General features: G+C 38.8%; 35 protein-coding genes. 3 read left to right on the forward strand and 32 right to left on the reverse strand.

The window, feature by feature from the left end:
• Positions 1-106 precede the first annotated feature (106 nt).
• From ACTJKC_RS14975 to ACTJKC_RS15065, 19 genes are all read right to left on the reverse strand, one after another.
• Positions 107-571 carry a glycoside hydrolase family protein gene (locus ACTJKC_RS14975; protein ID WP_440793078.1) on the reverse strand — a complete coding sequence of 155 codons (465 nt, stop codon included), beginning with the start codon at positions 569-571 and terminating at the stop codon, positions 107-109.
• Positions 572-635: 64 nt separating this feature from the next.
• On the reverse strand, positions 636-1,148 hold the full coding sequence (locus ACTJKC_RS14980; RefSeq protein ID WP_440793080.1) for a glycoside hydrolase family 73 protein: 513 nt from the start codon (positions 1,146-1,148) through the stop codon (positions 636-638).
• Positions 1,149-1,307 carry a hypothetical protein gene (locus ACTJKC_RS14985; RefSeq protein ID WP_162799893.1) on the reverse strand — a complete coding sequence of 53 codons (159 nt, stop codon included), beginning with the start codon at positions 1,305-1,307 and terminating at the stop codon, positions 1,149-1,151.
• Positions 1,307-1,795: a hypothetical protein gene (locus ACTJKC_RS14990; RefSeq protein ID WP_440793082.1), complete on the reverse strand. Its 489-nt coding sequence runs from the start codon at positions 1,793-1,795 to the stop codon at positions 1,307-1,309. The genes ACTJKC_RS14985 and ACTJKC_RS14990 overlap by 1 nt, the downstream gene beginning before the upstream one ends.
• Positions 1,796-1,922: 127 nt before the next feature.
• Positions 1,923-2,351, reverse strand: coding sequence for a hypothetical protein (locus ACTJKC_RS14995; RefSeq protein WP_440793084.1), 429 nt, complete (start codon positions 2,349-2,351; stop codon positions 1,923-1,925).
• Positions 2,348-3,685, reverse strand: a complete 1,338-nt coding sequence (locus ACTJKC_RS15000; protein ID WP_440793086.1) for a hypothetical protein — start codon at positions 3,683-3,685, stop codon at positions 2,348-2,350. The genes ACTJKC_RS14995 and ACTJKC_RS15000 overlap by 4 nt, the downstream gene beginning before the upstream one ends.
• Positions 3,678-4,064, reverse strand: a complete 387-nt coding sequence (locus ACTJKC_RS15005) for a hypothetical protein (protein ID WP_440793088.1) — start codon at positions 4,062-4,064, stop codon at positions 3,678-3,680. The genes ACTJKC_RS15000 and ACTJKC_RS15005 overlap by 8 nt, the downstream gene beginning before the upstream one ends.
• On the reverse strand, positions 4,061-4,477 hold the full coding sequence (locus ACTJKC_RS15010) for a hypothetical protein (RefSeq protein ID WP_440793090.1): 417 nt from the start codon (positions 4,475-4,477) through the stop codon (positions 4,061-4,063). Before ACTJKC_RS15010 ends, ACTJKC_RS15005 begins: the two co-directional genes overlap by 4 nt.
• A gap of 10 nt (positions 4,478-4,487) precedes the next feature.
• A complete protein-coding gene (locus tag ACTJKC_RS15015; protein ID WP_440793092.1) occupies positions 4,488-5,252 on the reverse strand; it encodes a hypothetical protein in 765 nt (254 codons plus the stop codon).
• A gap of 61 nt (positions 5,253-5,313) precedes the next feature.
• The gene (locus ACTJKC_RS15020; RefSeq protein ID WP_162799892.1) at positions 5,314-5,478 is read right to left on the reverse strand and encodes a hypothetical protein; all 165 of its coding nucleotides are present in this window, start codon (positions 5,476-5,478) and stop codon (positions 5,314-5,316) included.
• A 178-nt stretch (positions 5,479-5,656) separates the two neighbouring features.
• Complete coding sequence (locus ACTJKC_RS15025; protein WP_440793094.1) at positions 5,657-5,866, reverse strand: hypothetical protein; 210 nt, start codon at positions 5,864-5,866, stop codon at positions 5,657-5,659.
• 3 nt (positions 5,867-5,869) lie between these two features.
• Complete coding sequence (locus ACTJKC_RS15030) at positions 5,870-6,067, reverse strand: hypothetical protein (RefSeq protein WP_440793096.1); 198 nt, start codon at positions 6,065-6,067, stop codon at positions 5,870-5,872.
• 10 nt (positions 6,068-6,077) lie between these two features.
• A complete protein-coding gene (locus ACTJKC_RS15035) occupies positions 6,078-6,263 on the reverse strand; it encodes a hypothetical protein (protein ID WP_440793098.1) in 186 nt (61 codons plus the stop codon).
• 5 nt (positions 6,264-6,268) lie between these two features.
• The gene (locus ACTJKC_RS15040) at positions 6,269-6,832 is read right to left on the reverse strand and encodes a hypothetical protein (RefSeq protein ID WP_440793099.1); all 564 of its coding nucleotides are present in this window, start codon (positions 6,830-6,832) and stop codon (positions 6,269-6,271) included.
• Positions 6,833-6,976: 144 nt separating this feature from the next.
• Entirely contained in the window at positions 6,977-7,180 is a 204-nt protein-coding gene (locus ACTJKC_RS15045; protein WP_440793101.1) for a hypothetical protein, read from the reverse strand.
• 222 nt (positions 7,181-7,402) lie between these two features.
• The gene (locus ACTJKC_RS15050) at positions 7,403-7,705 is read right to left on the reverse strand and encodes a hypothetical protein (protein WP_440793103.1); all 303 of its coding nucleotides are present in this window, start codon (positions 7,703-7,705) and stop codon (positions 7,403-7,405) included.
• Between the two features lie 9 nt (positions 7,706-7,714).
• Positions 7,715-8,248, reverse strand: coding sequence for a hypothetical protein (locus ACTJKC_RS15055; protein ID WP_440793105.1), 534 nt, complete (start codon positions 8,246-8,248; stop codon positions 7,715-7,717).
• A complete protein-coding gene (locus tag ACTJKC_RS15060) occupies positions 8,248-8,562 on the reverse strand; it encodes a hypothetical protein (RefSeq protein WP_440793107.1) in 315 nt (104 codons plus the stop codon). The genes ACTJKC_RS15055 and ACTJKC_RS15060 overlap by 1 nt, the downstream gene beginning before the upstream one ends.
• A 35-nt stretch (positions 8,563-8,597) precedes the next feature.
• A complete protein-coding gene (locus tag ACTJKC_RS15065) occupies positions 8,598-8,897 on the reverse strand; it encodes a hypothetical protein (protein ID WP_440793109.1) in 300 nt (99 codons plus the stop codon).
• Positions 8,898-9,402: 505 nt separating this feature from the next.
• Between ACTJKC_RS15065 and ACTJKC_RS15070 the strand changes: the two genes are divergently transcribed.
• Positions 9,403-9,624, forward strand: coding sequence for a hypothetical protein (locus ACTJKC_RS15070; protein WP_440793111.1), 222 nt, complete (start codon positions 9,403-9,405; stop codon positions 9,622-9,624).
• Between the two features lie 105 nt (positions 9,625-9,729).
• Here ACTJKC_RS15070 and ACTJKC_RS15075 read toward each other — a convergent pair whose 3' ends face one another.
• From ACTJKC_RS15075 to ACTJKC_RS15125, 11 genes are all read right to left on the reverse strand, one after another.
• Entirely contained in the window at positions 9,730-9,930 is a 201-nt protein-coding gene (locus ACTJKC_RS15075) for a hypothetical protein (protein ID WP_440793113.1), read from the reverse strand.
• A 367-nt stretch (positions 9,931-10,297) separates the two neighbouring features.
• Positions 10,298-11,896, reverse strand: a complete 1,599-nt coding sequence (locus ACTJKC_RS15080; RefSeq protein ID WP_440793115.1) for a hypothetical protein — start codon at positions 11,894-11,896, stop codon at positions 10,298-10,300.
• Positions 11,886-12,275 carry a hypothetical protein gene (locus ACTJKC_RS15085; protein ID WP_440793117.1) on the reverse strand — a complete coding sequence of 130 codons (390 nt, stop codon included), beginning with the start codon at positions 12,273-12,275 and terminating at the stop codon, positions 11,886-11,888. The genes ACTJKC_RS15080 and ACTJKC_RS15085 overlap by 11 nt, the downstream gene beginning before the upstream one ends.
• Positions 12,265-12,516 carry a hypothetical protein gene (locus ACTJKC_RS15090; RefSeq protein WP_440793119.1) on the reverse strand — a complete coding sequence of 84 codons (252 nt, stop codon included), beginning with the start codon at positions 12,514-12,516 and terminating at the stop codon, positions 12,265-12,267. Before ACTJKC_RS15090 ends, ACTJKC_RS15085 begins: the two co-directional genes overlap by 11 nt.
• 146 nt (positions 12,517-12,662) lie before the next feature.
• Entirely contained in the window at positions 12,663-13,064 is a 402-nt protein-coding gene (locus ACTJKC_RS15095) for a hypothetical protein (RefSeq protein ID WP_440793121.1), read from the reverse strand.
• A gap of 2 nt (positions 13,065-13,066) precedes the next feature.
• Complete coding sequence (locus tag ACTJKC_RS15100; protein WP_440793123.1) at positions 13,067-13,924, reverse strand: hypothetical protein; 858 nt, start codon at positions 13,922-13,924, stop codon at positions 13,067-13,069.
• The gene (locus ACTJKC_RS15105) at positions 13,921-14,241 is read right to left on the reverse strand and encodes a hypothetical protein (protein ID WP_440793125.1); all 321 of its coding nucleotides are present in this window, start codon (positions 14,239-14,241) and stop codon (positions 13,921-13,923) included. Before ACTJKC_RS15105 ends, ACTJKC_RS15100 begins: the two co-directional genes overlap by 4 nt.
• On the reverse strand, positions 14,238-14,540 hold the full coding sequence (locus ACTJKC_RS15110; protein WP_440793126.1) for a hypothetical protein: 303 nt from the start codon (positions 14,538-14,540) through the stop codon (positions 14,238-14,240). Before ACTJKC_RS15110 ends, ACTJKC_RS15105 begins: the two co-directional genes overlap by 4 nt.
• The gene (locus ACTJKC_RS15115; RefSeq protein WP_440793128.1) at positions 14,524-14,901 is read right to left on the reverse strand and encodes a hypothetical protein; all 378 of its coding nucleotides are present in this window, start codon (positions 14,899-14,901) and stop codon (positions 14,524-14,526) included. The genes ACTJKC_RS15110 and ACTJKC_RS15115 overlap by 17 nt, the downstream gene beginning before the upstream one ends.
• A gap of 174 nt (positions 14,902-15,075) precedes the next feature.
• Positions 15,076-15,318 carry a hypothetical protein gene (locus tag ACTJKC_RS15120; RefSeq protein WP_440793130.1) on the reverse strand — a complete coding sequence of 81 codons (243 nt, stop codon included), beginning with the start codon at positions 15,316-15,318 and terminating at the stop codon, positions 15,076-15,078.
• Between the two features lie 3 nt (positions 15,319-15,321).
• The gene (locus tag ACTJKC_RS15125; RefSeq protein ID WP_440793132.1) at positions 15,322-15,672 is read right to left on the reverse strand and encodes a hypothetical protein; all 351 of its coding nucleotides are present in this window, start codon (positions 15,670-15,672) and stop codon (positions 15,322-15,324) included.
• Between the two features lie 275 nt (positions 15,673-15,947).
• On the opposite strand from ACTJKC_RS15125, the gene ACTJKC_RS15130 reads away from it, so the two are divergent.
• Positions 15,948-16,271, forward strand: coding sequence for a helix-turn-helix domain-containing protein (locus tag ACTJKC_RS15130; protein WP_440793134.1), 324 nt, complete (start codon positions 15,948-15,950; stop codon positions 16,269-16,271).
• Between the two features lie 26 nt (positions 16,272-16,297).
• Positions 16,298-16,993, forward strand: a complete 696-nt coding sequence (locus tag ACTJKC_RS15135) for an outer membrane beta-barrel protein (protein ID WP_440793136.1) — start codon at positions 16,298-16,300, stop codon at positions 16,991-16,993.
• Between the two features lie 24 nt (positions 16,994-17,017).
• On the opposite strand, the gene ACTJKC_RS15140 is transcribed toward ACTJKC_RS15135, so the two are convergent.
• Together ACTJKC_RS15140 and ACTJKC_RS15145 are read right to left on the reverse strand one after the other, a co-directional pair.
• A complete protein-coding gene (locus ACTJKC_RS15140) occupies positions 17,018-18,022 on the reverse strand; it encodes a recombinase family protein (RefSeq protein ID WP_440793138.1) in 1,005 nt (334 codons plus the stop codon).
• Positions 18,023-18,414: 392 nt separating this feature from the next.
• A complete protein-coding gene (locus tag ACTJKC_RS15145) occupies positions 18,415-19,635 on the reverse strand; it encodes a PQQ-dependent sugar dehydrogenase (protein ID WP_440793140.1) in 1,221 nt (406 codons plus the stop codon).
• Positions 19,636-19,877: the final 242 nt, after the last annotated feature.

A 19,877-nucleotide genomic window follows, 5' to 3' on the forward strand; every position in this document is an offset into this window, starting at 1 on the left:
TTAAGATTTTTAAAAGAGACCGGGCGCAACCGATTCCCTATTATACACCGGTGAATGCTTGGTTACGCCCATTTTTAAGTCTGCTTGGTTTATAGTTTGTTTGGTTTTATACTTTGATGTTATCGATGTGGTACACCTGGCCGGTTGTGGCTAAAAGCGCATCAACCTTCCTGGCCTTTTTGTTGTATTTGTTTGATGGCAGCGCCATAAGCATTTTTGCAACCCTTGAAACAGATGCCCCTAAGTTTATGGCCTGAACAATACCCCTTAAATAAAGATTCTTTGGGTTGTACTGATAGAAAGTAGATACAAGCGCATCGTACAAATTTTGGCTTACTTCTGTTTTTAAGATGGTATTCAGATAGGCAGTTTTTTCTTCGACATCCTGAACCAGGTAGGCATCTGCCTGTGCCTGGGAAATTCTTGCACCTGCACGGTCTAATGCCGGTGTCCTATCGCAATAATGCCCCCAACCAATAGTATAGTGTTTTTCACCAGGTAATCGGTAAGAAACTAAACTGCATCTTTCCCTGTTCTTTATTGCCTGTATTGCGTTTTCGGAAGGTCTCATTTTTTAACTGTTCTGTAGATGATGTATGTTGCCAGGATTGCTGCTAAAACGACCACAATTACCGTTATGCCTTTTTTTTTACGCTACTTACAGCTTCCGTTTTTGCTTCCGCTGTATCGTACTGTTTAAGGTTGTAAGTCTTAATGATATTTATAATTAGGTTGGCGTAATTTGGATCAGTTGCGTAACCAGCTTTCTGTAAAGCTTTTGCCTGATCTTCGGGAGTTTTCGCAGAAAAAACACCATTTTTCGCATACCTTGAATTAACTTTCAAGAAATTTACTCTATCTAAGAAGCTGTCTAACAGTGATGCGTACGCTCTAAAAGTCGCTTGAACTTTGATAGCAACACCTTTGACATATTCTGTTGTAGGCATTACTACGGTTAATCCTTTCCATGATCCCGATGCCTTAATGCCAAAATGGTTATTGTACTTTTTAGCTAATACTGATGCACCGTTACCGCCCTCTAACGCGGCCTGCGCCAGCATCACTGATGGGAACAATGTAGTTCCTGATGTAGCGGTAATTACTGCATCCTTAATACTTTCGATATATTTTTTACGGGTAATATCCATTTACAGATTCTTTAAAAGTGTACGGCTGATCAACAGAACAACCAATGCGGCAATTACCGCAATAGCTGCCAGGTCGATCATATTTTCTTTACTGATCTTAACCTCAACGGTTACTTTGGGCAATTCGCCCTTGTTTACTAAATCACTTATTACGCTCATTATCCGATTAGGTTAAGTTCAATTAATCTGCTCAATAGCCCTGGTACGGTTTCACTGTCATCGTAGAAACTTCCTTGATTGTTGAATGCAGCATGGCTACTTATTTTGCGGTTTCTGATGCTTTCCCAGCGCTGAACGGTTTTTCTTAAGCTATCATCACCCAGGTTCATGATCGTTCTGGTATTATAGATCAGTTCAGGTGTGGCAGCTTTGATACTACCGGCCTTCATCTTATTTACAATTTCCTCGATCTTATCAAGCCAGGTAGCGTATTGCTTAATCTGGTCATCGCTCGATTTGCTCATATTAGTGCTGAAACCTGCATTGATCTTTGCGGCCACAGACTGGTTTATCGGTGCTGTTTTTGCAGCTGCAGCAACGTCAGTTTCGCCTTTCTTTTTCCTTAAAAAAAGGTAGACTATTGCACCAATCGCACCTACGATCAGTAGGCTTAGTGCAATAGCTCCGCTGGTATCTTTGGTTTCCATCTTAGGCAACTTTTCTAACCAACGAATATTTTTTCCAAAGGAAATAACCAGCTGCAATTACTACGGCAGCAATGATCAGGTATTTTGTGTTGTTTGACATTTTGAGTGTTTGTTAAAAGGTTCTTAATTATTGTAATCGTAAACTTTTGAGGCGTTTAATAGCTTTGTCCTTATATCCCAGGCCATAGTTGTAGTATGCTTCATCGCTAATCCATTTGGTTAATGATCCACTGCCTTTCGAGCCATATTTTGTATTAAAGGCATTGTAAACGGCAATAACCATATTGTCGGTCGGTAATTCGTAAAGCTTTCTGAATACAGCATCCTTAGTACCGCTTAATGTGAATAGGCCATCCATAACATCGAACAGCTCTTCAGCCAATGTATTCGGGTTGAAGTTTTTTGTCATTACTCCCTGATCATCGATGTACGGGACATCCGGTATAATTGTTAGGCCTGCTTTTTTGCCGTTTTTCCAGATGAAATACACTACAGCGGCCAAAAGAATTACCGGAAGTATAAACTTGTTTAAATCGGTTAATTTTGGCACTGTCATGGCTTCTTTTTGTGTTTGATATAGTAAAAGATTAATCCGGCTACCGCGATTGCCGCAATGACATAAAGAAGTGTATTTGATTTTGATCCGTTAGAGGTGACTAAAACTTTTTGTCCGTTAGGCAGTGTTTGGTAAGATTCACCATCGCTACCATATTCAGTTTCGCCAAAGCCACCGGTACCAAATCCACCAAAACCACCTGCTCCAAAACCGCCACCTGCATTTTGTGAAGCAATGTAGCCGGCTAAATCGCCGTTACTTGCTCCTACAGAAAGGTTTGGCTGCCTGTTGCTTTTTACCGCATTTATAACAGCTGCACCGGCAGTAGCAATAGCGGCGATACCGTTGGCAACTTTTTCAAAACCTGTACCTGGTGTTCCGTTACTGGTTTCCTCCGTCGGATCACTCGTTTTGGGCTTGCCAGCAGCATTAAAGCTTAAAGGATTCCCGATGGCCACAGGATTATAAAATGCACCTAAACCAACTGGTTTGATATTGTTTGAATAGGATAGGTTTCCGAAATTGGTACTCATAGAACTCACCTTGTAAGGTGTCTGCTTTCCATTGTATGGGGTGAAGCCAAATGTTTGCCCCATTGGAGCAATCGTATTATTACCCAGAATGCCAGCGTTGCCGAATGAGAAATTGCTTATTTCCGGTTCATTTACAAACTTGTGGCCTATCGGCTTAAATATTTGATTTCCTTGCAGGCCGATAAAGAAATCGGATTTGTCAGGATCGAGGCCGATGTAATAATCCATTTTGATTTTGTCGGCCAATCTTGCGCCGCTTGGTTTGCGGTAAAGAAATGATCCCGCGGGCGGTGGCGCAATATTTTTGGCCACTTCATCTAAAAACGAAAGATCGCCGTTCCATTGTCCCAAATATTCGAAATCATTACCATCCTTATCAGATAAGACTTTAACATTTGGTTTGGCTACCCGAATTTTTGATGCCGGTAACTTCGAAAGGTCAGCGTTTGGTTTTCTACCACGGTTCTTTTCTCCGGTAAAAGAGAAAATATTGTTGTCATCGTAATAAAACGCGTCAGTATCTTGGTTTTCGTCGTCGTCATCCTCACTCGCGGTAATGATATTTGTAGCACCGACCGCAGTAACGCCCAAAGCGTTCATTTTTTTTACTTCCGCTTCGGGAAGGTTCAACGGATTGTACAATGGGCCATTTGCAATGATCTCGGCAGAAGTCGGCAGATTTGCCGCAAACGTTGCTTGCGCTTCCTCTGGTGACATTACCTTTCCGAATGGTGTATTAGAGAGGCCATATTGATTTTTGGCCTCTCTTTTTTTCTTGCTCAATAAAGATGTGTTACCCATTTTTATAAATTTTCTTGTTGCCGTAATGGCTGTAATCGTAAGCTTTTGCCCGTTGTAGCTGTAGATACATGCGCCAGTGGTGTTCGGGATTATCCTCGTTCAGTACACTGGTCAATACCTTTACCGATTGATTTAAGGAATAGCCCAGATCGGCATATTCCTTAAAAGCTTTTGCATCGGCAGTCACTTCATCGGTAGTTTGCAGTTCTACATGTGCTTTTTCGTGCAGCATTACAAACAGCCTGTGTTCCTTTGGCATCGCTTTCATGTGGCGGATACTTAGGAACATTTCACCGGTACGGCGGTTTACCCTTGCAGGTGTAGCGCCCAAATCGGCTACCCTGGTTATTTTTGTTATCCCTTTTGCCCAGCCTGTCATTGTTTTTTACGGAATAGTAGAACGCCTACGAGAATTAATAACAGTATTGCCAGTATGATAAACAGTTTTCGGTCTATGCCGAAAACCCTTTCTGTAGCGCCGGTTTGATTTCCATCAACCGAGACACTTACATTTTGGCCGTTTACGATATTCGTTGAATTTCCTTTGACTGCTGAAATTACCTTTGCAAGTGTCTGTGTGCCACTTGCTACCATGTTCATGATTTCTGCAAAAGATTTCTTTGGTTTTTCATCACCGGTGGCATTACTGATCGGTAAAGGTTCTGTTCCGTAAAGTTTTAACAGGTTTTGCAGGTTACGAGGTGTTACCGGCATATCGTAACCGTAAAGGTTAAATAGTTGCGCGACGCTCTGTGGCTCCTGCGCAACTATTTTGATTATTGCGGTATCCATTTAGGATTTACTACCCGATAAACTTAGAAACTACAGCTGCACCACCTGCGTTTTCAATATTGGTTTTTGCTGTGTCTACTTTCGATCGTAAAGCCTTTGCGACATTTAATGATACACCGATCATTAAAGTAATAACAACAGTTGTGCTGCCTAAAACGGTGTACCTAACTTTGTGTTCATTTGTTAAATAAAATGGTGTAGGGATCGTTAAGATAGCTGTGTTAAAGTTTCCTTCGCTTGCATAGATACCAGGCGTTATAACCATTGATGAATGGTTCTGGAACGGTGATTCCTTTACCAATGTAAGCGCCTGATCCATTTGCGCTAAATTCTGTGTTGCAATCTTGATACCGCTAACCAATGATGGGAATTTATCGATAAATGCGTTGAAATACTCAATGGAACCTGGTGAACCTGATTGACCTGATAGGCCGGCATTGCCAGATGTATCATTAAAAGCACCCGTTTTCATTAAACCAACAGCGTCTCGGATCATACCAGGGCAGATCAAGGCTTCACGTGGTGCAGCGTTGGCATTTGTAAAGGTAACAATAAACGGTTTTGCATTCCTTGCAGCTGATGCCAGTGAAACACCGCTTCCGGCGAAATCCAGGAACTGGTCACCTTGACCTACATATCCGATACCACCACCGTGGAAATTAGAAAGGTCGCCGGCTTCACGCTCTAAATCTTCGGCAGATTTATAGTTGTGATTTACGAAACGTGGATCAGCGAAGGCAAGAGCGGCTTTACCGCCAAAAATATTCTTTTTCATTTTTTTAGTGTTTGTGATTTTTTAGTTTGTTTGTTTTTTTTAGAAATGAATGGTTTTTGGCCTAGATATAACCAACTGATGGGTGGCCTACGAAACTGGCAGTTTCACCGTTTGCGGTTGTTACTTTTTTTACCAGCCATTTATTAAGGAGAAAAATAATAACGGCGGCTACAACCGTTGCTACCACAATTGTTGCGGCCTGTTTTTTGTCGATGGAAAGTCCCATTTTTTAAGTGTTTGGTTTGAGTTTTTTGCTTATTTGATTACAAGTTTACGCCAGCCTAACACCTTGGGTAACAGTAAAGGGACTTATGTGCTTTCAATTGGACGCAAAGGACTTTATGGGACTTTTCAGGCATAAAAAAAGCCCCCGATTTGGAGGCTTTTTTTATTGTGTTGGCTTGTTATATTTTTATGAACTTTTCACCGCCCATGTACATTTCCAAAGTTTCGCGTTTAATGTGGTGTAAGACACCATCATCCGGGTTGATTATCGCCGGACTTCTGTTTTCATCGTTATCACGCGTGTAAAACCCTGATATCGAATCGTCAGAATCTTTTAGCTTTGCCGTGAAAAACGTTTTGCCAAAAAGATCGTTGTCAGGTGTTTTCATAGATTATGTAAAGATTATAGATGCCAGAATTATCAGCAACCAGATTGCTGCAACAATGGCAACTGTGCCCCAGATTGGAATGGTTACCAACCACCACGACCAGGTAATAACATTACAAAGTTTTAAAACAATGAAAGCTACTGTCAGTAGCCCTAAAAATCCAATTCCGTTGCTGGTTGAATTACTTTTTTCTTTACTCATTTTCTTGATTTTATGGTTTACCTAAATGAAATACTAATTTTTCGACCTGTGCCGGTGTATATTTTTGGCCTTTATAGCAGCCTAAATCCACAATTGGCTCAATCCAGGCACGGAAAGTTTTTGCAGAGACCTTGTAAAGTGCGTGCAGCTCCTTTTTGCTATATGCTTTAATTGTGAATTGAGCCTCTAAACCCATGTAAATTAAATTGATGTTTCAACGGTTATATGGAACCGGATATCTTTTGATGCTTTAACTTTATCGTATGCTTTTTTAATGGTTTCGAAGTCGGGAATACGATCCTGATATTTATTATTAAATACCTCAGCCGTTTTAAAGATTGTACAGTAAGCGATCATCGACCAAAAGAAAGGAGGCACAAATTTAAGTGAGTGGAACGCGAAAATAAGATCACATTGGAACATCCTATGGTCAACCAAAAACCTTTTTATATTTGGCTTAACATTTCCCGAAATATACTTCGTTGCATCCTCGAAAACAATTAATCCGCCCCTGAAATCCCTGGCGATTATTTCTAAGGTCTCATCAGTCGGGGTGCCTAAAATTTTTGCGTGACCGCTACGGAATAGTTTGATCTGGTTAGGTTCAATTGTTTTAAAACTGTTGTAGGCGGGTGACCCGTTTACATCAATTATAAGCACCTTTGAATCGGAAGGATATTGCAGTGCGGTTTTTGCCATATAAGTGCTTTTACCCACGCCTTTACGGCCTACAACGATAGCGCTGTAATGTAAATCCCTTTCCATTATTGCCTGAACCTGGTTACGTATAATCTGTTCGTTTTTTTGATCATGGCTTTGTGTCCAATTTTAACCCATCGGGCTTTATTAGCTTCCATTTCATCCAAATCGGAAAATTCACCTTGTAGGCACCATTCCTGGCCAAATGCTTTAAGTGTTGTTGGGATAACGGTTTCTGTAGTCTTCATCGGTTAATTTATTTTTGGTAATCATTGCGATTGTTTTTTTATGGCGTTCGATGTGGGCATTGTCGCTCAAAAGCCTGTTTTCAGTTAAAATATTGCGGATCATCCTAGGAAAAAAGACTGCAGCAACGCTAAAACCGGCTATGGCGCCAAAAAGTAATCGTTTCATAAATTGAATATTTTTATAAGTACCGAATACAGGTTGTAAAGGTGATCGTATATAAAATTTCTTAATCCCCAATTACAGTGGATGATCATAATATCATCCCAAAAAATTAGGGCAAAGATGAAAACAATAAAAATTGCTAGTGCCAAAATCATGACTATTCCCTGTTTACGACAATTGAACCTAAAATTATCCCTAACAAAAGCCCAATTATTGATTGATAAATTAATTCTTGCACCGTCTCTTTAATTTGGCATTGTGGCTGTATCGCAACCTATTGCTGCGTTTACTGCCACCATTCCCAACTAGCAGCCCGTATGCTTTTGGCGATAAGCCTGGCGCTCCCTGTTCGATCAAATCCAGACCACCACCTTGAAAAACTACGCGTTGATGCCTTTGTTGTCTGGTTTCAATTGCTCCAGACTTCATTTCCTTATAGGTTCCGACTGAAGTGGTTGCAGCAGATGCACCCGCTCCGCCAAACATCAGCGCAGAAAGTGCAGCGCCGATAATAAATCTTTTATTCATGGTGTTTATTTAATCGTTTACGAATATTGCCGCCCTTTTTAAAAACACTTCACCGTATGCAAGCATCAATCCCGATAATGGGCTAACCTTCATTTCGGTAGTTTCTGCATAACGGGCAGTGGATGCAACCAGCCTACTTTTTTCGCCTTCATCAAAGGGAATGATTTTGATAACTTCTTTATGTTTCAAAAGCTTATCCATAACCGTGGTTTCGGGGCTGTTTTTAGGGTAGACAGTGCCGCCGGTAGTGTCCATCGTTTGCAATAACTCCAATTCGCGATCGGTGAAAAACATTTTTTTACGGGCAATCGGAATGATCCACGATTGTAGCCCATCCAGGCAGTTAACTATGGTTTCCGCAATATGATCAGGAGGCATGTAACCGTGTTCGGGTTCTGGGCGATCCTCAATCACTTCGGGTTCGATTACTTCGACCGGTGCAGGATCATCCATCACTAAATTACTGGCGGGTTCATCCAATACTGTAATCGGGGTTACCTGAACTTTTTTGCTCAGGACATTGCCTAAATCTACGCTTTCCATTATGAACTGTATTTTTCGATGATCGGGAATATTGCAGCAACCTGGTTTTTAATTTGTGGATCACTTATCAGTTTTGGAATAAGTGAAACCAACGATAAAGGGTTAACACCATCCTTAAACAGAGGGATGAAATTTAAGAACAAGCCCACTAAAGCGCCTATTTCTTCTTTCTGCTGTAAGTTCTGGGCAATTAACTCTTCAAGTTCGTTTTTATCTACCGGTACCATATCGGCAACATCGATAAGTTTTGTGTCCTGATCTTCAAGGATAATTAAGTCCTGGTTATTGTTTTCTTGGTTTTGGTCGTTTTCCATAAGAGTTGTTGTTGCTTTTCTACCTAAGCCCATATTTATTTGATTTTGAATGATGAAAAAAGGTCTCTCTTATGCAGATTAATCGAAAACAGCATCAAACGAACAATATCTGTACATCCGTTGGCTGCCATTGCAGCGCTAATGGCTTCGTGTTCGCTCTCTGTGCAGCGGGCTGTAAATTGTTTGTTTTTCGGTTCATCCACTTTTAAATGCTGGTTGCGAGGTTGTTTCGCCGGTTGCGGTGTTGGTAAATCAATGCCAAGCACCCGATCGGTAACAACGGAAATCACATTAGCAAAAGTTTCTTCCGAACTGCTGTTTTCGTTTAATTGCATTAGTTTTTTAGTTTGTTTGGTTTGGTATTGGGAGTACCAACATTACAAAGATGGAACTATGTAAACGTGGTTTAAAGTTGGTTTGCTGACAACAGCGACTGTCATTTACAAAGTGGGGGTCAAATTGTACCGTTTTAGGTGTTTTGCTCTCCCATTATTTGATAATCAGGTAGTTACGAAAAATAAGGTGTTCCGTAGCTATTCCGAAAAATTCCTATTTGTAATTTTACCTATTCCGGCATCACTGTTTAACGGAATATATCGGAACAGTTTCGGAATAGGTTTGGAATATATACTGTTTTACTTAACTAATTGATTTACTTTTTCTTAACTACGTTTAGGAATAAGGGAATAGTATATATAGAAAACGACGTTAAATATTGATATTTCCTCGAAATGGAAAGGAGTAGATTATATATAATAAAAAACCTCTCCGGTAGGGGAGAGGCACGCAAAAAACTTATTCAAAAAAAAAGTGTTCTTACAGGTAATAAATAAAAATTTTATGAGCAAGATTGAATTTAAAGCAGCTTTCGGAGACGAAATAAAGGATGTCGAGCTTTCGCAACCAAATGGTGGTGGCAGTGGCTACCACATTTTAGTAGATAAATTTTATCGTGGATCAATCCATCAATCAATTGGGGGATGGCGGGTAGATTTTAACACTGATCAGTTTACGGCAGCAGATGCCGATATTTTGATCGATTTGGTTGCCCAGGTTAATTAATTTTACTACTATTGTATTGAGAGCGTTAATAAAAGAAAACGGCCATAGGTTTTAAACTTATGGCCGTTTCTTGTTTAACTTTAGTCAAGCTAATGATTTTGATACCTAAAATAATTTCGGTATCAGGGCTTTAAATTCTAGCAGCATGTAAAGCAATTGAAGCAAATACATCAACATGGCTAAAATTTTTTTTAAATCTTTGCCAATTGTTACAAAGACCTCTTGTTTGTGAAGATCAAAGGTGTTACCTTTGATCAACATTTGTGGGGGGCCTGAGACCCCGTTTCGACTTTCGTTCGATTCCATAAATTTTGAAATTAAATTATAAAATATTTGGGTTAACCTGGCAGGGTTAACCCTTTTTTATTATTCAAATATAAGTAATCGATTGGCTTAACGTATGTAAGTGTTCTTACACTGTGCATAAAATAGATTATAATCAAACTTTTTCACCGACGATTTGTCATAATAAAAACCTGCTAAATTAGTAACTTTAATTTTTCTGTTTCATTTTAAATACCTGTTTACTAGTATTTTGACTAATTTTGTAGTGGGTTTGATTAGATTGTATTATGTGCTGCAATTTGTGGATAAAATCATTTAAATTTTGTTGATTCAAGTTTTCAACATTTGCGGTTTTTTGATTCTTCACATGCTAATAGAACTCTCATAATTACATTATTTCATCTTCCACATTGGAAGCTTTTCTAAACATCATTTCGATTACATCATCACTCCTTTTTTCATCCCGTTCTTTGTTGAACTCTTCAAACTCCGGCATGTATTTGGTGTAAAGTTTAACCCATCCAGTAAAGTGCATTTGTTTGAATTTTTGGTTATCATAATCCGGGTATCGCTTAATAAATCCGTTAAACAAATCGGCTTTATTGTACCACTGGTTGAACTGTATTTTTAAGTCGCTCATATAATCTAGGAATACAACAGCCGTGTTTTCTTTAAGCTTACGTGCATTAAGGTTTATATGTTCCGGTTCCATGAGCTTACAGTCAGCGACGAAATAATCTTGAACACAACTAATCATATAATTATCAAATTGCGCCCACTGATCGGCATCCCAATCACGGAAAAACCAGTGTCTAAACTCCATTTCCGGGGTACGCCTTTTGCTAAAGTAGTCTGAAAACTCGAACTCTAAGAAACGGTCTTTTGAGCTATCTCCCTCAATTTTGACAGTTTTGTTGGTAGTAAGTATCATTTTTAGTTTAACGCGATAGGGAGACATATTTTTGCGCTCTACAGTTACACCCTCAGTAACATCATTATAAACACAGTCTACATCGAAATATTTTTTCAAGTCATTAAGCACAACTATTTTAGTTTCGTAGCCTACATCTTGGTAACGGTGTTTTTCTTTCGGATCGAAATTTTTGCCTGATATATCAATAAACGTTTTCACTGAAAGGTCTTCGGGATTTTTACTTAACATGTAGCCGATCAATTTGCAGAATAACGATTTTCCCGTACGACCGTTAGCCTCATTTTCATCGCTGATTTTACTATCGGTAAGCATTAGTGAAACTAATTTGCAATCCGTAAAAGAGTGCATATAATAGCCCATAATTATTTTTAAGGCTTTAATACGTTCATTAATATCTGACGCTTCACTTTGGCATATTTTGGTAACGAACTGTCCTACATAACTGTCATCGTACTTTGTAAAGGTGAAATTGCGCGTTAATACTTCACTTTCCCATATGTATTTATCAAGCTTACTGTAGTCATTGAAATCAACACCAGCTTTGGTAATGCGGACATAGCCGTTTTTGTAATAGAGAAACTTTTCGGTAAGTGTATCGGTGTTAAATACGATTTTTTCTTTTGTAAACAGGTTAAGCCTGTACAATTTATCCTCCTTAAAATAACTGCCGGGGCTCGCTATAAATTTTTCCTTGATCATATCGAGGTTAAGCGACTTTTCGTCGTCGAACCAATAATCCTTTTCGTCCAGATACTCGAAGAATGTGTCAACTACCTGGTTAATGTTGATCCGTTTAATTACCCTGTTATTTTCGATCCGAATAAAAGTTGACTGATCGTCAATATCTAACCTACGGAAACCTAAAAGAAAAAATACCTTCAATAATTTTAGTTTGTTGATGGTGATGCTTTTTAACCTTGCTTTTCCTGTCTCCTTATTGGTTTCATAAGTTGTTTTCCAAAATTTTATGTCGTGCGGGCTTAGTGTTTCCCCTTCCTCTAATTCCGGTTCCAGTAGGTCTATTTCTTCGCTCTCTATATCTCTATTGCTCATTTGGCTTTCTATTTTTAAGGTAATTATCTACTGCTTTTACGATTTCGTCCAATTCTCCAGTTACGACCAGTTTTTCGACCGTTCTATATTTGTTTAGTTCCTGTTGTAAATCACTGACCATGCATTTCAAATAGCCGTTTTCAGTATTGAGGAACTTGTTTTTTAGGTGGACGCCTTCAAGTTCTACCAGTTGCGCCCAGGCATATTTCATTGTAGCTATGACACTTTCGTAGAACTCAATAGCTTTTGAGCTTTTGTTTGGGCTCATTTTTGCAGTATCGATCGTGTTCTGTAACTCTATAATTTTTTTTAAAAGCACTTCATCGGCATCAGAGTTGTAGACTGATTTGTACAGATCGGAGTTATAATTATCTTTCATCAGGCATGTTAATTAGGTCTGTAGGATTACAATCAAGGAAACCGGCTATTTCGTAGAACTGGTCTGTAGGGATGCTAAAATGCTGATCGATTTTTGTTTCAATCCATCTTATTAGCGTTCTATCGGTGATTCCGATCAATAAACACAACTGGTAACGGTTTTTATAATATTCGCCTGGAAGCTTAAGTAACCGTTTTTTTATATTGTATTTGGTTTTTTGGCGTGTTTCTTGCGTTAGCATAATTAGTTTGTTTGGTAAAAACTCAAGCGGTGTACACACTCCCAATGTGACACCGCTTTTTTCGTGCTTATTAGTTGAAAAAAGTTAGTTGAAGTTTTTGAGCTATAGCTATGATAAACATCCATAGTAAAGCTGATGTAGTGAAGTCATCCCTGTATTGGAATGTCAGCACCTTGAACAGTTCTGAATTTGTTAATTTGGTTAGAAAGGTTAACATCTTGTGTAGTGCGTTTTAGAACGATGTAGATAAATTTTGCATTTTCAATGTCGGGAACAGATGGATAAAACTGTTTAATCATCTCCCGCGCCTGGGCAGGTGAATAGCCTATATCGGTATAAGCCATTGCGACTGTTATCTGATTTAGATTTATTTCTTTTAGAAAAACTATTTCGGCCGGACCCGATACTTTATCCTTTAATGATATGTCGTAAATACCTCCCAATTCGTATTTAACATCAAAAAGCCTTATCGTTGTGAAACAGTTACAAAGAAGTTTACCGTTCCAATTTTCATTAAAATTGATACGGTTGTTTGTTTGGTCGCTCATATTTATCTGATTTTGTCGATTAGAAATGTGTCCATGGCCAACAACTTCTTATTTAAAGGCGCGTCTGGAAATATTTTAGAACGATTCAGGATCTCATAGTCGTTTTTGGCTGTATGGTCCTCACAGTTATTTTCAACTGTGTGACCAGGTGCGATAAATTTTGCGGTAGTAGCACTATATTTTACTGTGATCGACGATAGGATCGCTGTTCTTTCGTCAGCTGGCATTTTTTCCAGTCTTTTGATATGCCGTTCAATCTTGCGTTTTATTCGTTGACGTTCCCTATAATCCTTCCCTAGATAGCGGAAGTCTTGTAAAATAACCGGTGGCGGGTAGTTCATGTAAATTCGTTCCGTCCTTAAGCCCTGTCTGGTTATGCTCTGAAAATCATGTGTGTACCAACCTTTGAGCATGTCGTCGTAAAGTGGGCATGGGTAATGTGAGATCATTACGTTAAAATCTGCTATGCATGCAGCTGAAAGGAAAATAATATGATCCGATTCTGTCCAGCTATATCGATACAATGGCCGCTTACTTTTTATAGTTTCAAATAGATATGGCGGATCAAAGTACATAAAAACATTTCCTACGCTACCGCTATATTTTATTATTAATGCTTTGTAGTCGACATTGCTTTTAATAATATTTGTTGAAGAACACCCAACATCATGTTTGGCTATGACAGAAGGGTCAATGTCATTGATATGCGTTAGCGCAGGCAAAGCCAAATTATAAACGATGCCTCCGTTCCCGACCATAGCATCGACGAAAACATCGCATTTTGGAATGTGGTTGATGATTTGCTGATACGTACCGTTACCAGCTTTACCACCATTGTAGGTATCAAATGGCTTTTTCATATATCCAGATCAGGTAAAATTCCGTAATTGATAAAATCGCATAATTCTTTTGTTTCTTTCTCATAAGCTTCTTCGAAAGCCACAACTTTAAATTTTGTATGATCTAAATTCTTTTCTGTCAACCAACGTTCGGCGTAACCACTAGTTAAAAAATAGTTCGCGTTAAATGGATTTATCCTAAAAGCGATCCTACCATTTTTAGATACATGATCTACAAATTTGCCCGTGGCCAGTTCCATAATGGCATACTTGCAGGTCTCATCATCATCATCGATCTTTCGAAACACTATACCTCTGAAATTTTTATTTGTCGTCATCTTTTCCATTTATTAGAATCCAATAAAAAACAGCTATCTAATTTGACCGACGTATTAAGTTTTAAGCTCTCAAACTTTCTGGCATCAACCACACTTACAATTAAATGTTTATCGCCGTAATCAATAAAAATCCATCTTAAGCGCTTATTGATGTATTTATTGGTAATTACTCCTCTAAGTTTAATGTATTCAGGTCGGCGCTGCCCTTGGTAGTTACCGTGCTGGTAAACTGTTTGTGCAGATGTATTTCCCGCATAGAACATTATGCAGTAAAGCAATATTTTACTTACAACCTTCATGGCTCACAAAATTTACATCATTAAAACTCATTATCGTGGTAGGCCGGTTGCCAGTTTTATACAAAAATCCGGTACCCAAAACGGCTAAGACACCCAATTTATCCGCACCGCTGTCATTAACCACCACACATCTTTTTTCGTCAAATCTGAATACAATATTTTCGAATGCGCTGGCCTCCCATGTTAGCGTAAATTGTTCACCATCAATAAAGCGTTGCATACTGCTTTTGCCAATGGTTAACGGAGTTGCGACGATTTGGCCGCGGCTGTTTGTTTCAATTCTATAGTTTGGATCGTTTCCAAAATCTTCTAAAATTTGTTTTTCTCGTTTAGTTAGTGTTCCCATTTGATGATTGATCAATGTTGTTAATTAATATACTTGATAGTTCTGTTGTCACCTGCCTATATTCGGCTCTTAGCTGGCTTAAAGTGGCTGGATCATTCTGATTGAATTTAATTTGCGCCTCAAGCTGTAATTGCCTTTGCGAAAGTTTCCTGTACCTTGACTGGCTTTCTAAATATTCTGCCGGTGTCATCATTGTGGTATAATTAAAAATTCGGAAATCAAATCGATTTTTTGTTTTAGTTCGATAAACTGGTTATCTAAAATTGTAACCTGGCACATGTAGAATCGATACTGTACATCGCGTGCAGCGTTCATTGCCTTATGTTTGGCCTGATCCCTGGAAGCTCTGATTTTATCCTGCTGCGCCATTATTTTAATTATTATTTCTTCTGCCTCCCAAGCATTAGAAATAGTTTTAGTTTGTTTGCTCATGACTTAATGATTTAGTCCGAATTTGTCTGCAAGGGTGTGTGTTTGTTGGGTAGGGGTGGTGGTCAAATCTTCAATAGGAACGCTTAACCAATTAGCAAAAGCCGCTGCCTCCTCTAATGTCATTTTTACTTTATTATCTAAGATTTTGTTGAAACGGTGCAACGTCATGTTATCTAACGCCTGCAATATTTCATCGGTAGGTACCACCTTTTTAAAGCCTTTAGCAGTAAGCAATGATTGGATTGTGTTGGTGTGCATAGTTGTATGTTTTTTTATTTGGGTTTTTCTGTTTTTCGATACAGCATTTTGAGGTATCGATGTTCTTTTGGCGAGGCGTTTTTGTATAATTTCCATTTGTTTGTAGTCAGATTGTAATTATTCCTTTTAGCGATAATATTCTAATTTGCTCTAGTAAGTTTAAGCGTCAATTACTCATTATTATGTATCATAACTTAAATTATAGGTATTCAATTTGCATTATTAAAAAGTCAAACAAATGATTTATTCTTTTAAGTAATAATTCCATACAGCAATATTCATTACTTTAATGAATAAAAACAAGCTTTTAATGAATAAAATAATCGTTTAAGTCATAAGTAATTCAAAATCAATACAATAATTTTACATCCATGAATGATTTAGGGCTTAAAATCAGGAATATTCGGGCTAGTAAAGGTTTTAGTCAGGAATATGTCGCCAATGAACTTGGCATAAAACAGGCTGCATATAGTAAAATCGAAAGTGGAAAATCTGATTTAACTATCAACAGGCTTTACGAAGTTGCAGAACTGTTGCAGGTTTCTGTTTACGATCTAATGGAAAATGTACATTCTGTTGCTGAAGCAAAAACAAGCCCTAGTATTTTAAAGTCGGCTTACGAGGTAAGTATTACCATCAAACTAAATGATCCAGCCAAAGAAGCCGAGCTTCTAAAAATGGTTGGATTAAAATAGCTTTCAAACAATTAAAATGATTATAAATGAAAATCAGATTAACGCTCTTAATGTGCTTTTTAATGGCACAATTGACTAGCTATGCACAAAACAAAAGTACTGTTAGCTTTCACTTGGGGGCAAGCATTCCCCTCAATGATTTCGCGAGTAAGGATGAAAATAACGAACTAGCAGGTTACGCAAAAACAGGCTATAGCATCGCTTTAGGCTACGATTACAGGATCATTAAGAATTTTGGACTCCAAGCCCTGGTAAAAATTGATAACAATGATTTTAGTGAATCCGATTTGCAAAGGGCAGCTAGAACCAGTGGTACAAATTGGACTGTAACCGCAGATAACTGGAATTCTGCTTCTTTTCTCGCAGGGTTTTATTATGCATTTCCTGTAGGCACGAAAACGGATATTTTTTTTAGAGCTTTAGCAGGAGCCGTCAGCATTAAAGAACCCGCAACAAATTTGGCTGTTACGGCAAACAATCAAAACTACTACATTAACAAAGCCGAAAAATCTTCTACAGCTTTCAATTATCTAGTGGGTATAGGATTAAAGCAAAGCATAAGCGAAAGATTAGCATTTTTGGCTAATGTCGACTATAGCGATTCAAAAGTAGAATTTAGTGATGTTGTTTATTCATCCAATATTGCTCCGATCAGTGGCTCAACAACAAAAACTAAGTTGACTAAAGTAAATATTGGCATCGGTTTGGGATATAAATTTTAGCGTCAGTAGGCCAATCATGAAAACTTATGACATCATAGAGGTAACTATATTGGCTGTTAAATCGTTGGCCTTTTTGGTGGATTCATCCCCCATCAGCCACCCCCAGTGGGACGAGGTCTTTTCAGAAGATTTTCGTCCCATTTTTTTTGATTCTAACTCCTTGTTTTTCAGATAGATATGTTGAGCTATTTCGTTAACATTAGGTGTTCGATATCGGTCTCCATTGTATTCCATTTTTTCGGGAAATAAACAACTTATTAGGTATCGTTTACCTTCAACGCTGGAATTTTCGTAAAATACGTCCAGATTCATCAAATTGTTAATAGCCCGCTCAGCTATCGGTTTAATGTTTAATTCAGCCTTATTTTTTGCATTAAGCTCTGATAATTTTGATTCTATTATGGCGATTTTTTCATTGCAATCAACTTTGATAGCTCTGAAGTCGACCGCATCAATCTCGTTATCTAATAACAAATCTCTCGCTTTTTCGATCTTTCTATTGTAATCTCTGATTTGGGTCGAATAAGTTTTTCGCTCGTCTAAGATAGAGCCAACTTGATTTTGATATGCATCAGATATCGTTTGGGTAAAAATTTCATCATAACCCTTCCTAGGTAAGTACGCTAAGAGCTCCGTTATAAAGTCTTCATTAGCTCTTTCAGACCTGTACCGGATTCCACAAGCGGATGTGCAGTGATAATAAGTAAAATGTTTGTTCTTTCCCTTTGACGAACTTCCACTCAAGGATCGGTGACACTTAGGGCACTTCAAGAATCCGCGCAAAACGAGTGACTCTGGTGTAGCAATGGGCTGACCAAATTCTTTCTTCCTTCCATTTAAAATATCTTGTACATTAAAGAACATTGTTTCGCTAATCAAAGCTTCGTGTAATCCCTGCGCTAGAAATGCATCTTCATTTTTATATTTTGGTACAATTACTTTTCCGCAATAAATTGGATTACGGATGACGGTGTAAAAATTGTTTTTGCTGCAGTTTAAGTGGGGATTATCCGAAAAGTGGCCACTCATTCCTAACCAAAATGACCACTCATTTCGCTCCAAAATGTGCACTGATTACCGCTTAAAGTGTGCAGTTGGCTGATTTTTAGCGTTTTTAAACTTGGTTTTTAGCCTGCCCGAATCTTCTATCATCTTTGTAATAAAACGCGCTGCAGATGCTTTAAAATCCGCTTAAAAAGAAAAATTAGATTGTGCTAGGTGATCTGGTTTAGATGGGCTGTTTTTTCGTACCTGGGGACCTTTTGAATGATGCCTATTGGGCCTTTTAGAGAATCAGGGATCCAAAATCTATTCTGAAGACCTGGCAGAGCGGATCGCTGCACTTAAAAACGGAAAGCTGAAATTTCGGATGAACTTTTATCTTTGGTACAGATTGAATCAAATTTCCCTGGATCCAGGGACTAAAGCCGGGTGCACACTTTGGATTGAAATCCGGTGTCTACTATCCCTGAAATCCCCACGTCATCCGAAATGTAAATTGTTCCTTCTTTTGTTACGGTAATCCCGGCAGGTCTTCCAAAACGGGAATCCCCCTGTAAAAAGCCGCTTAGAAAATCTTCTGCTTTTACTGCTGAACCATTTTCAAAATGAATGCGCTGGACTTTGAATCCCACAGGTTTTTCGGCATTCCAGGAGCCGTGCCACGCAACCAGTCCATCTCCCGACCATTCTGCAGGGATATTTGATGCGCCCCTGAAAAAGGTGAAGGCGATCGGAGCCATGTGTGCCGTAAGTTCCAGCACAGAGGGTTCGGTATTTTTAACAACCTCTTCCTTTGTATTTCCGGCGGGGTCCTCCCGGCTCTTATCTACCTCTCTTTTTCCATAGGCGTATGGGAAACCATAATCTGCGCCCTGTTTTATCTGGTTTACTTCTTCCGGCGGCCATTCGCTGCCCTTTGCATCGCCTCCGTTATCTACACCCCAAAGTTCCTTGGTCTGAGGATGCCAGTCGAAACCAATGGTATTGCGAAGACCACTGGCATAAAGTTTTCTACTCCAGTTTCTTGGATCAACCTGTAACATTACCGCCGTTTCCTTATCACTTTCCTTACAGTCGTTGCATAACGAACCCACACTGATATAAAGCATCCCGTCTGGTCCAAAATCCATTGTCCGGTTTGGATGCTGACCTCCGTCCGGAAGGTCTTTGATCAATGTTTCTTTTCCATAAATATTAAGCGTGCCATCTGGTTTAACCGGATAACGGCGAACTTCGTTGCTATTGCACAGGTACATCCAGTTATCTTTCATGGTTATGCCATGGACACCTTTAAATTCAGATACAACTGTAATCAGATTTTCGAATTTGCCGTCTTTGTTTTTATCTTCCAGTAAAAGTACGTCGCCACCATCTCTTCTGGTCACATACACATTTCCAGAAGGACTGGTATAAAGCATACGGGGTTTGCCCAAACCTGAAGCAGCAACATTCACCTGCCACCCGGCAGGTACTTTTAACAGTTTAACCATCTCTGGTTTAAATTCTAATACCTGTGCATACTTGGTTACTGAAAGGGATCGGGTAACTTCTTTCGGCGGTAGCCCTCTTTGGGCATGCGCCCCAATGGCGGCCGACATTGCCAGTCCCATAATGATAAATCGTAAATTTCTGTTTTTCATATTCCGGTTTTTCTTTTGGTAACATTTTCTTTTACCCATAGTTTTGAAGAAGAGAAATAATCAAAACCATTTGGGAATATATATATGCTGGATGTTTACCCTTATGATTGACATCCCCTGAGTAAATACATGACATAATGGTTATTCATGATCTAAATAGATCGGGTGTTCCTGAGTCTTGGGTGGCTATATGCGTTTTATGGTAAGCAACTATAACTAGCCATATTAAAGCTAAAAACCAA

The sequence above is a fragment of the Pedobacter sp. 22226 genome (genome assembly GCF_052045455.1).
In the GTDB taxonomy this organism is placed as follows: Bacteria; Bacteroidota; Bacteroidia; order Sphingobacteriales; family Sphingobacteriaceae; genus Pedobacter; species Pedobacter jeongneungensis.

Bases quoted from the DNA above. Each gene is read 5' to 3' on its own strand.
- ACTJKC_RS14975 (WP_440793078.1), bottom strand. From the start codon at position 571: ATGAGACCTTCCGAAAACGCAATACAGGCAATAAAGAACAGGGAAAGA.
- ACTJKC_RS14980 (WP_440793080.1), bottom strand. From the start codon at position 1,148: ATGGATATTACCCGTAAAAAATATATCGAAAGTATTAAGGATGCAGTA.
- ACTJKC_RS14985 (WP_162799893.1), bottom strand. From the start codon at position 1,307: ATGAGCGTAATAAGTGATTTAGTAAACAAGGGCGAATTGCCCAAAGTA.
- ACTJKC_RS14990 (WP_440793082.1), bottom strand. From the start codon at position 1,795: ATGGAAACCAAAGATACCAGCGGAGCTATTGCACTAAGCCTACTGATC.
- ACTJKC_RS14995 (WP_440793084.1), bottom strand. From the start codon at position 2,351: ATGACAGTGCCAAAATTAACCGATTTAAACAAGTTTATACTTCCGGTA.
- ACTJKC_RS15000 (WP_440793086.1), bottom strand. From the start codon at position 3,685: ATGGGTAACACATCTTTATTGAGCAAGAAAAAAAGAGAGGCCAAAAAT.
- ACTJKC_RS15005 (WP_440793088.1), bottom strand. From the start codon at position 4,064: ATGACAGGCTGGGCAAAAGGGATAACAAAAATAACCAGGGTAGCCGAT.
- ACTJKC_RS15010 (WP_440793090.1), bottom strand. From the start codon at position 4,477: ATGGATACCGCAATAATCAAAATAGTTGCGCAGGAGCCACAGAGCGTC.
- ACTJKC_RS15015 (WP_440793092.1), bottom strand. From the start codon at position 5,252: ATGAAAAAGAATATTTTTGGCGGTAAAGCCGCTCTTGCCTTCGCTGAT.
- ACTJKC_RS15020 (WP_162799892.1), bottom strand. From the start codon at position 5,478: ATGGGACTTTCCATCGACAAAAAACAGGCCGCAACAATTGTGGTAGCA.
- ACTJKC_RS15025 (WP_440793094.1), bottom strand. From the start codon at position 5,866: ATGAAAACACCTGACAACGATCTTTTTGGCAAAACGTTTTTCACGGCA.
- ACTJKC_RS15030 (WP_440793096.1), bottom strand. From the start codon at position 6,067: ATGAGTAAAGAAAAAAGTAATTCAACCAGCAACGGAATTGGATTTTTA.
- ACTJKC_RS15035 (WP_440793098.1), bottom strand. From the start codon at position 6,263: ATGGGTTTAGAGGCTCAATTCACAATTAAAGCATATAGCAAAAAGGAG.
- ACTJKC_RS15040 (WP_440793099.1), bottom strand. From the start codon at position 6,832: ATGGAAAGGGATTTACATTACAGCGCTATCGTTGTAGGCCGTAAAGGC.
- ACTJKC_RS15045 (WP_440793101.1), bottom strand. From the start codon at position 7,180: ATGAAACGATTACTTTTTGGCGCCATAGCCGGTTTTAGCGTTGCTGCA.
- ACTJKC_RS15050 (WP_440793103.1), bottom strand. From the start codon at position 7,705: ATGAATAAAAGATTTATTATCGGCGCTGCACTTTCTGCGCTGATGTTT.
- ACTJKC_RS15055 (WP_440793105.1), bottom strand. From the start codon at position 8,248: ATGGAAAGCGTAGATTTAGGCAATGTCCTGAGCAAAAAAGTTCAGGTA.
- ACTJKC_RS15060 (WP_440793107.1), bottom strand. From the start codon at position 8,562: ATGGAAAACGACCAAAACCAAGAAAACAATAACCAGGACTTAATTATC.
- ACTJKC_RS15065 (WP_440793109.1), bottom strand. From the start codon at position 8,897: ATGCAATTAAACGAAAACAGCAGTTCGGAAGAAACTTTTGCTAATGTG.
- ACTJKC_RS15070 (WP_440793111.1), top strand. From the start codon at position 9,403: ATGAGCAAGATTGAATTTAAAGCAGCTTTCGGAGACGAAATAAAGGAT.
- ACTJKC_RS15075 (WP_440793113.1), bottom strand. From the start codon at position 9,930: ATGGAATCGAACGAAAGTCGAAACGGGGTCTCAGGCCCCCCACAAATG.
- ACTJKC_RS15080 (WP_440793115.1), bottom strand. From the start codon at position 11,896: ATGAGCAATAGAGATATAGAGAGCGAAGAAATAGACCTACTGGAACCG.
- ACTJKC_RS15085 (WP_440793117.1), bottom strand. From the start codon at position 12,275: ATGAAAGATAATTATAACTCCGATCTGTACAAATCAGTCTACAACTCT.
- ACTJKC_RS15090 (WP_440793119.1), bottom strand. From the start codon at position 12,516: ATGCTAACGCAAGAAACACGCCAAAAAACCAAATACAATATAAAAAAA.
- ACTJKC_RS15095 (WP_440793121.1), bottom strand. From the start codon at position 13,064: ATGAGCGACCAAACAAACAACCGTATCAATTTTAATGAAAATTGGAAC.
- ACTJKC_RS15100 (WP_440793123.1), bottom strand. From the start codon at position 13,924: ATGAAAAAGCCATTTGATACCTACAATGGTGGTAAAGCTGGTAACGGT.
- ACTJKC_RS15105 (WP_440793125.1), bottom strand. From the start codon at position 14,241: ATGACGACAAATAAAAATTTCAGAGGTATAGTGTTTCGAAAGATCGAT.
- ACTJKC_RS15110 (WP_440793126.1), bottom strand. From the start codon at position 14,540: ATGAAGGTTGTAAGTAAAATATTGCTTTACTGCATAATGTTCTATGCG.
- ACTJKC_RS15120 (WP_440793130.1), bottom strand. From the start codon at position 15,318: ATGAGCAAACAAACTAAAACTATTTCTAATGCTTGGGAGGCAGAAGAA.
- ACTJKC_RS15125 (WP_440793132.1), bottom strand. From the start codon at position 15,672: ATGGAAATTATACAAAAACGCCTCGCCAAAAGAACATCGATACCTCAA.
- ACTJKC_RS15130 (WP_440793134.1), top strand. From the start codon at position 15,948: ATGAATGATTTAGGGCTTAAAATCAGGAATATTCGGGCTAGTAAAGGT.
- ACTJKC_RS15135 (WP_440793136.1), top strand. From the start codon at position 16,298: ATGAAAATCAGATTAACGCTCTTAATGTGCTTTTTAATGGCACAATTG.
- ACTJKC_RS15140 (WP_440793138.1), bottom strand. From the start codon at position 18,022: ATGAGTGGCCACTTTTCGGATAATCCCCACTTAAACTGCAGCAAAAAC.
- ACTJKC_RS15145 (WP_440793140.1), bottom strand. From the start codon at position 19,635: ATGAAAAACAGAAATTTACGATTTATCATTATGGGACTGGCAATGTCG.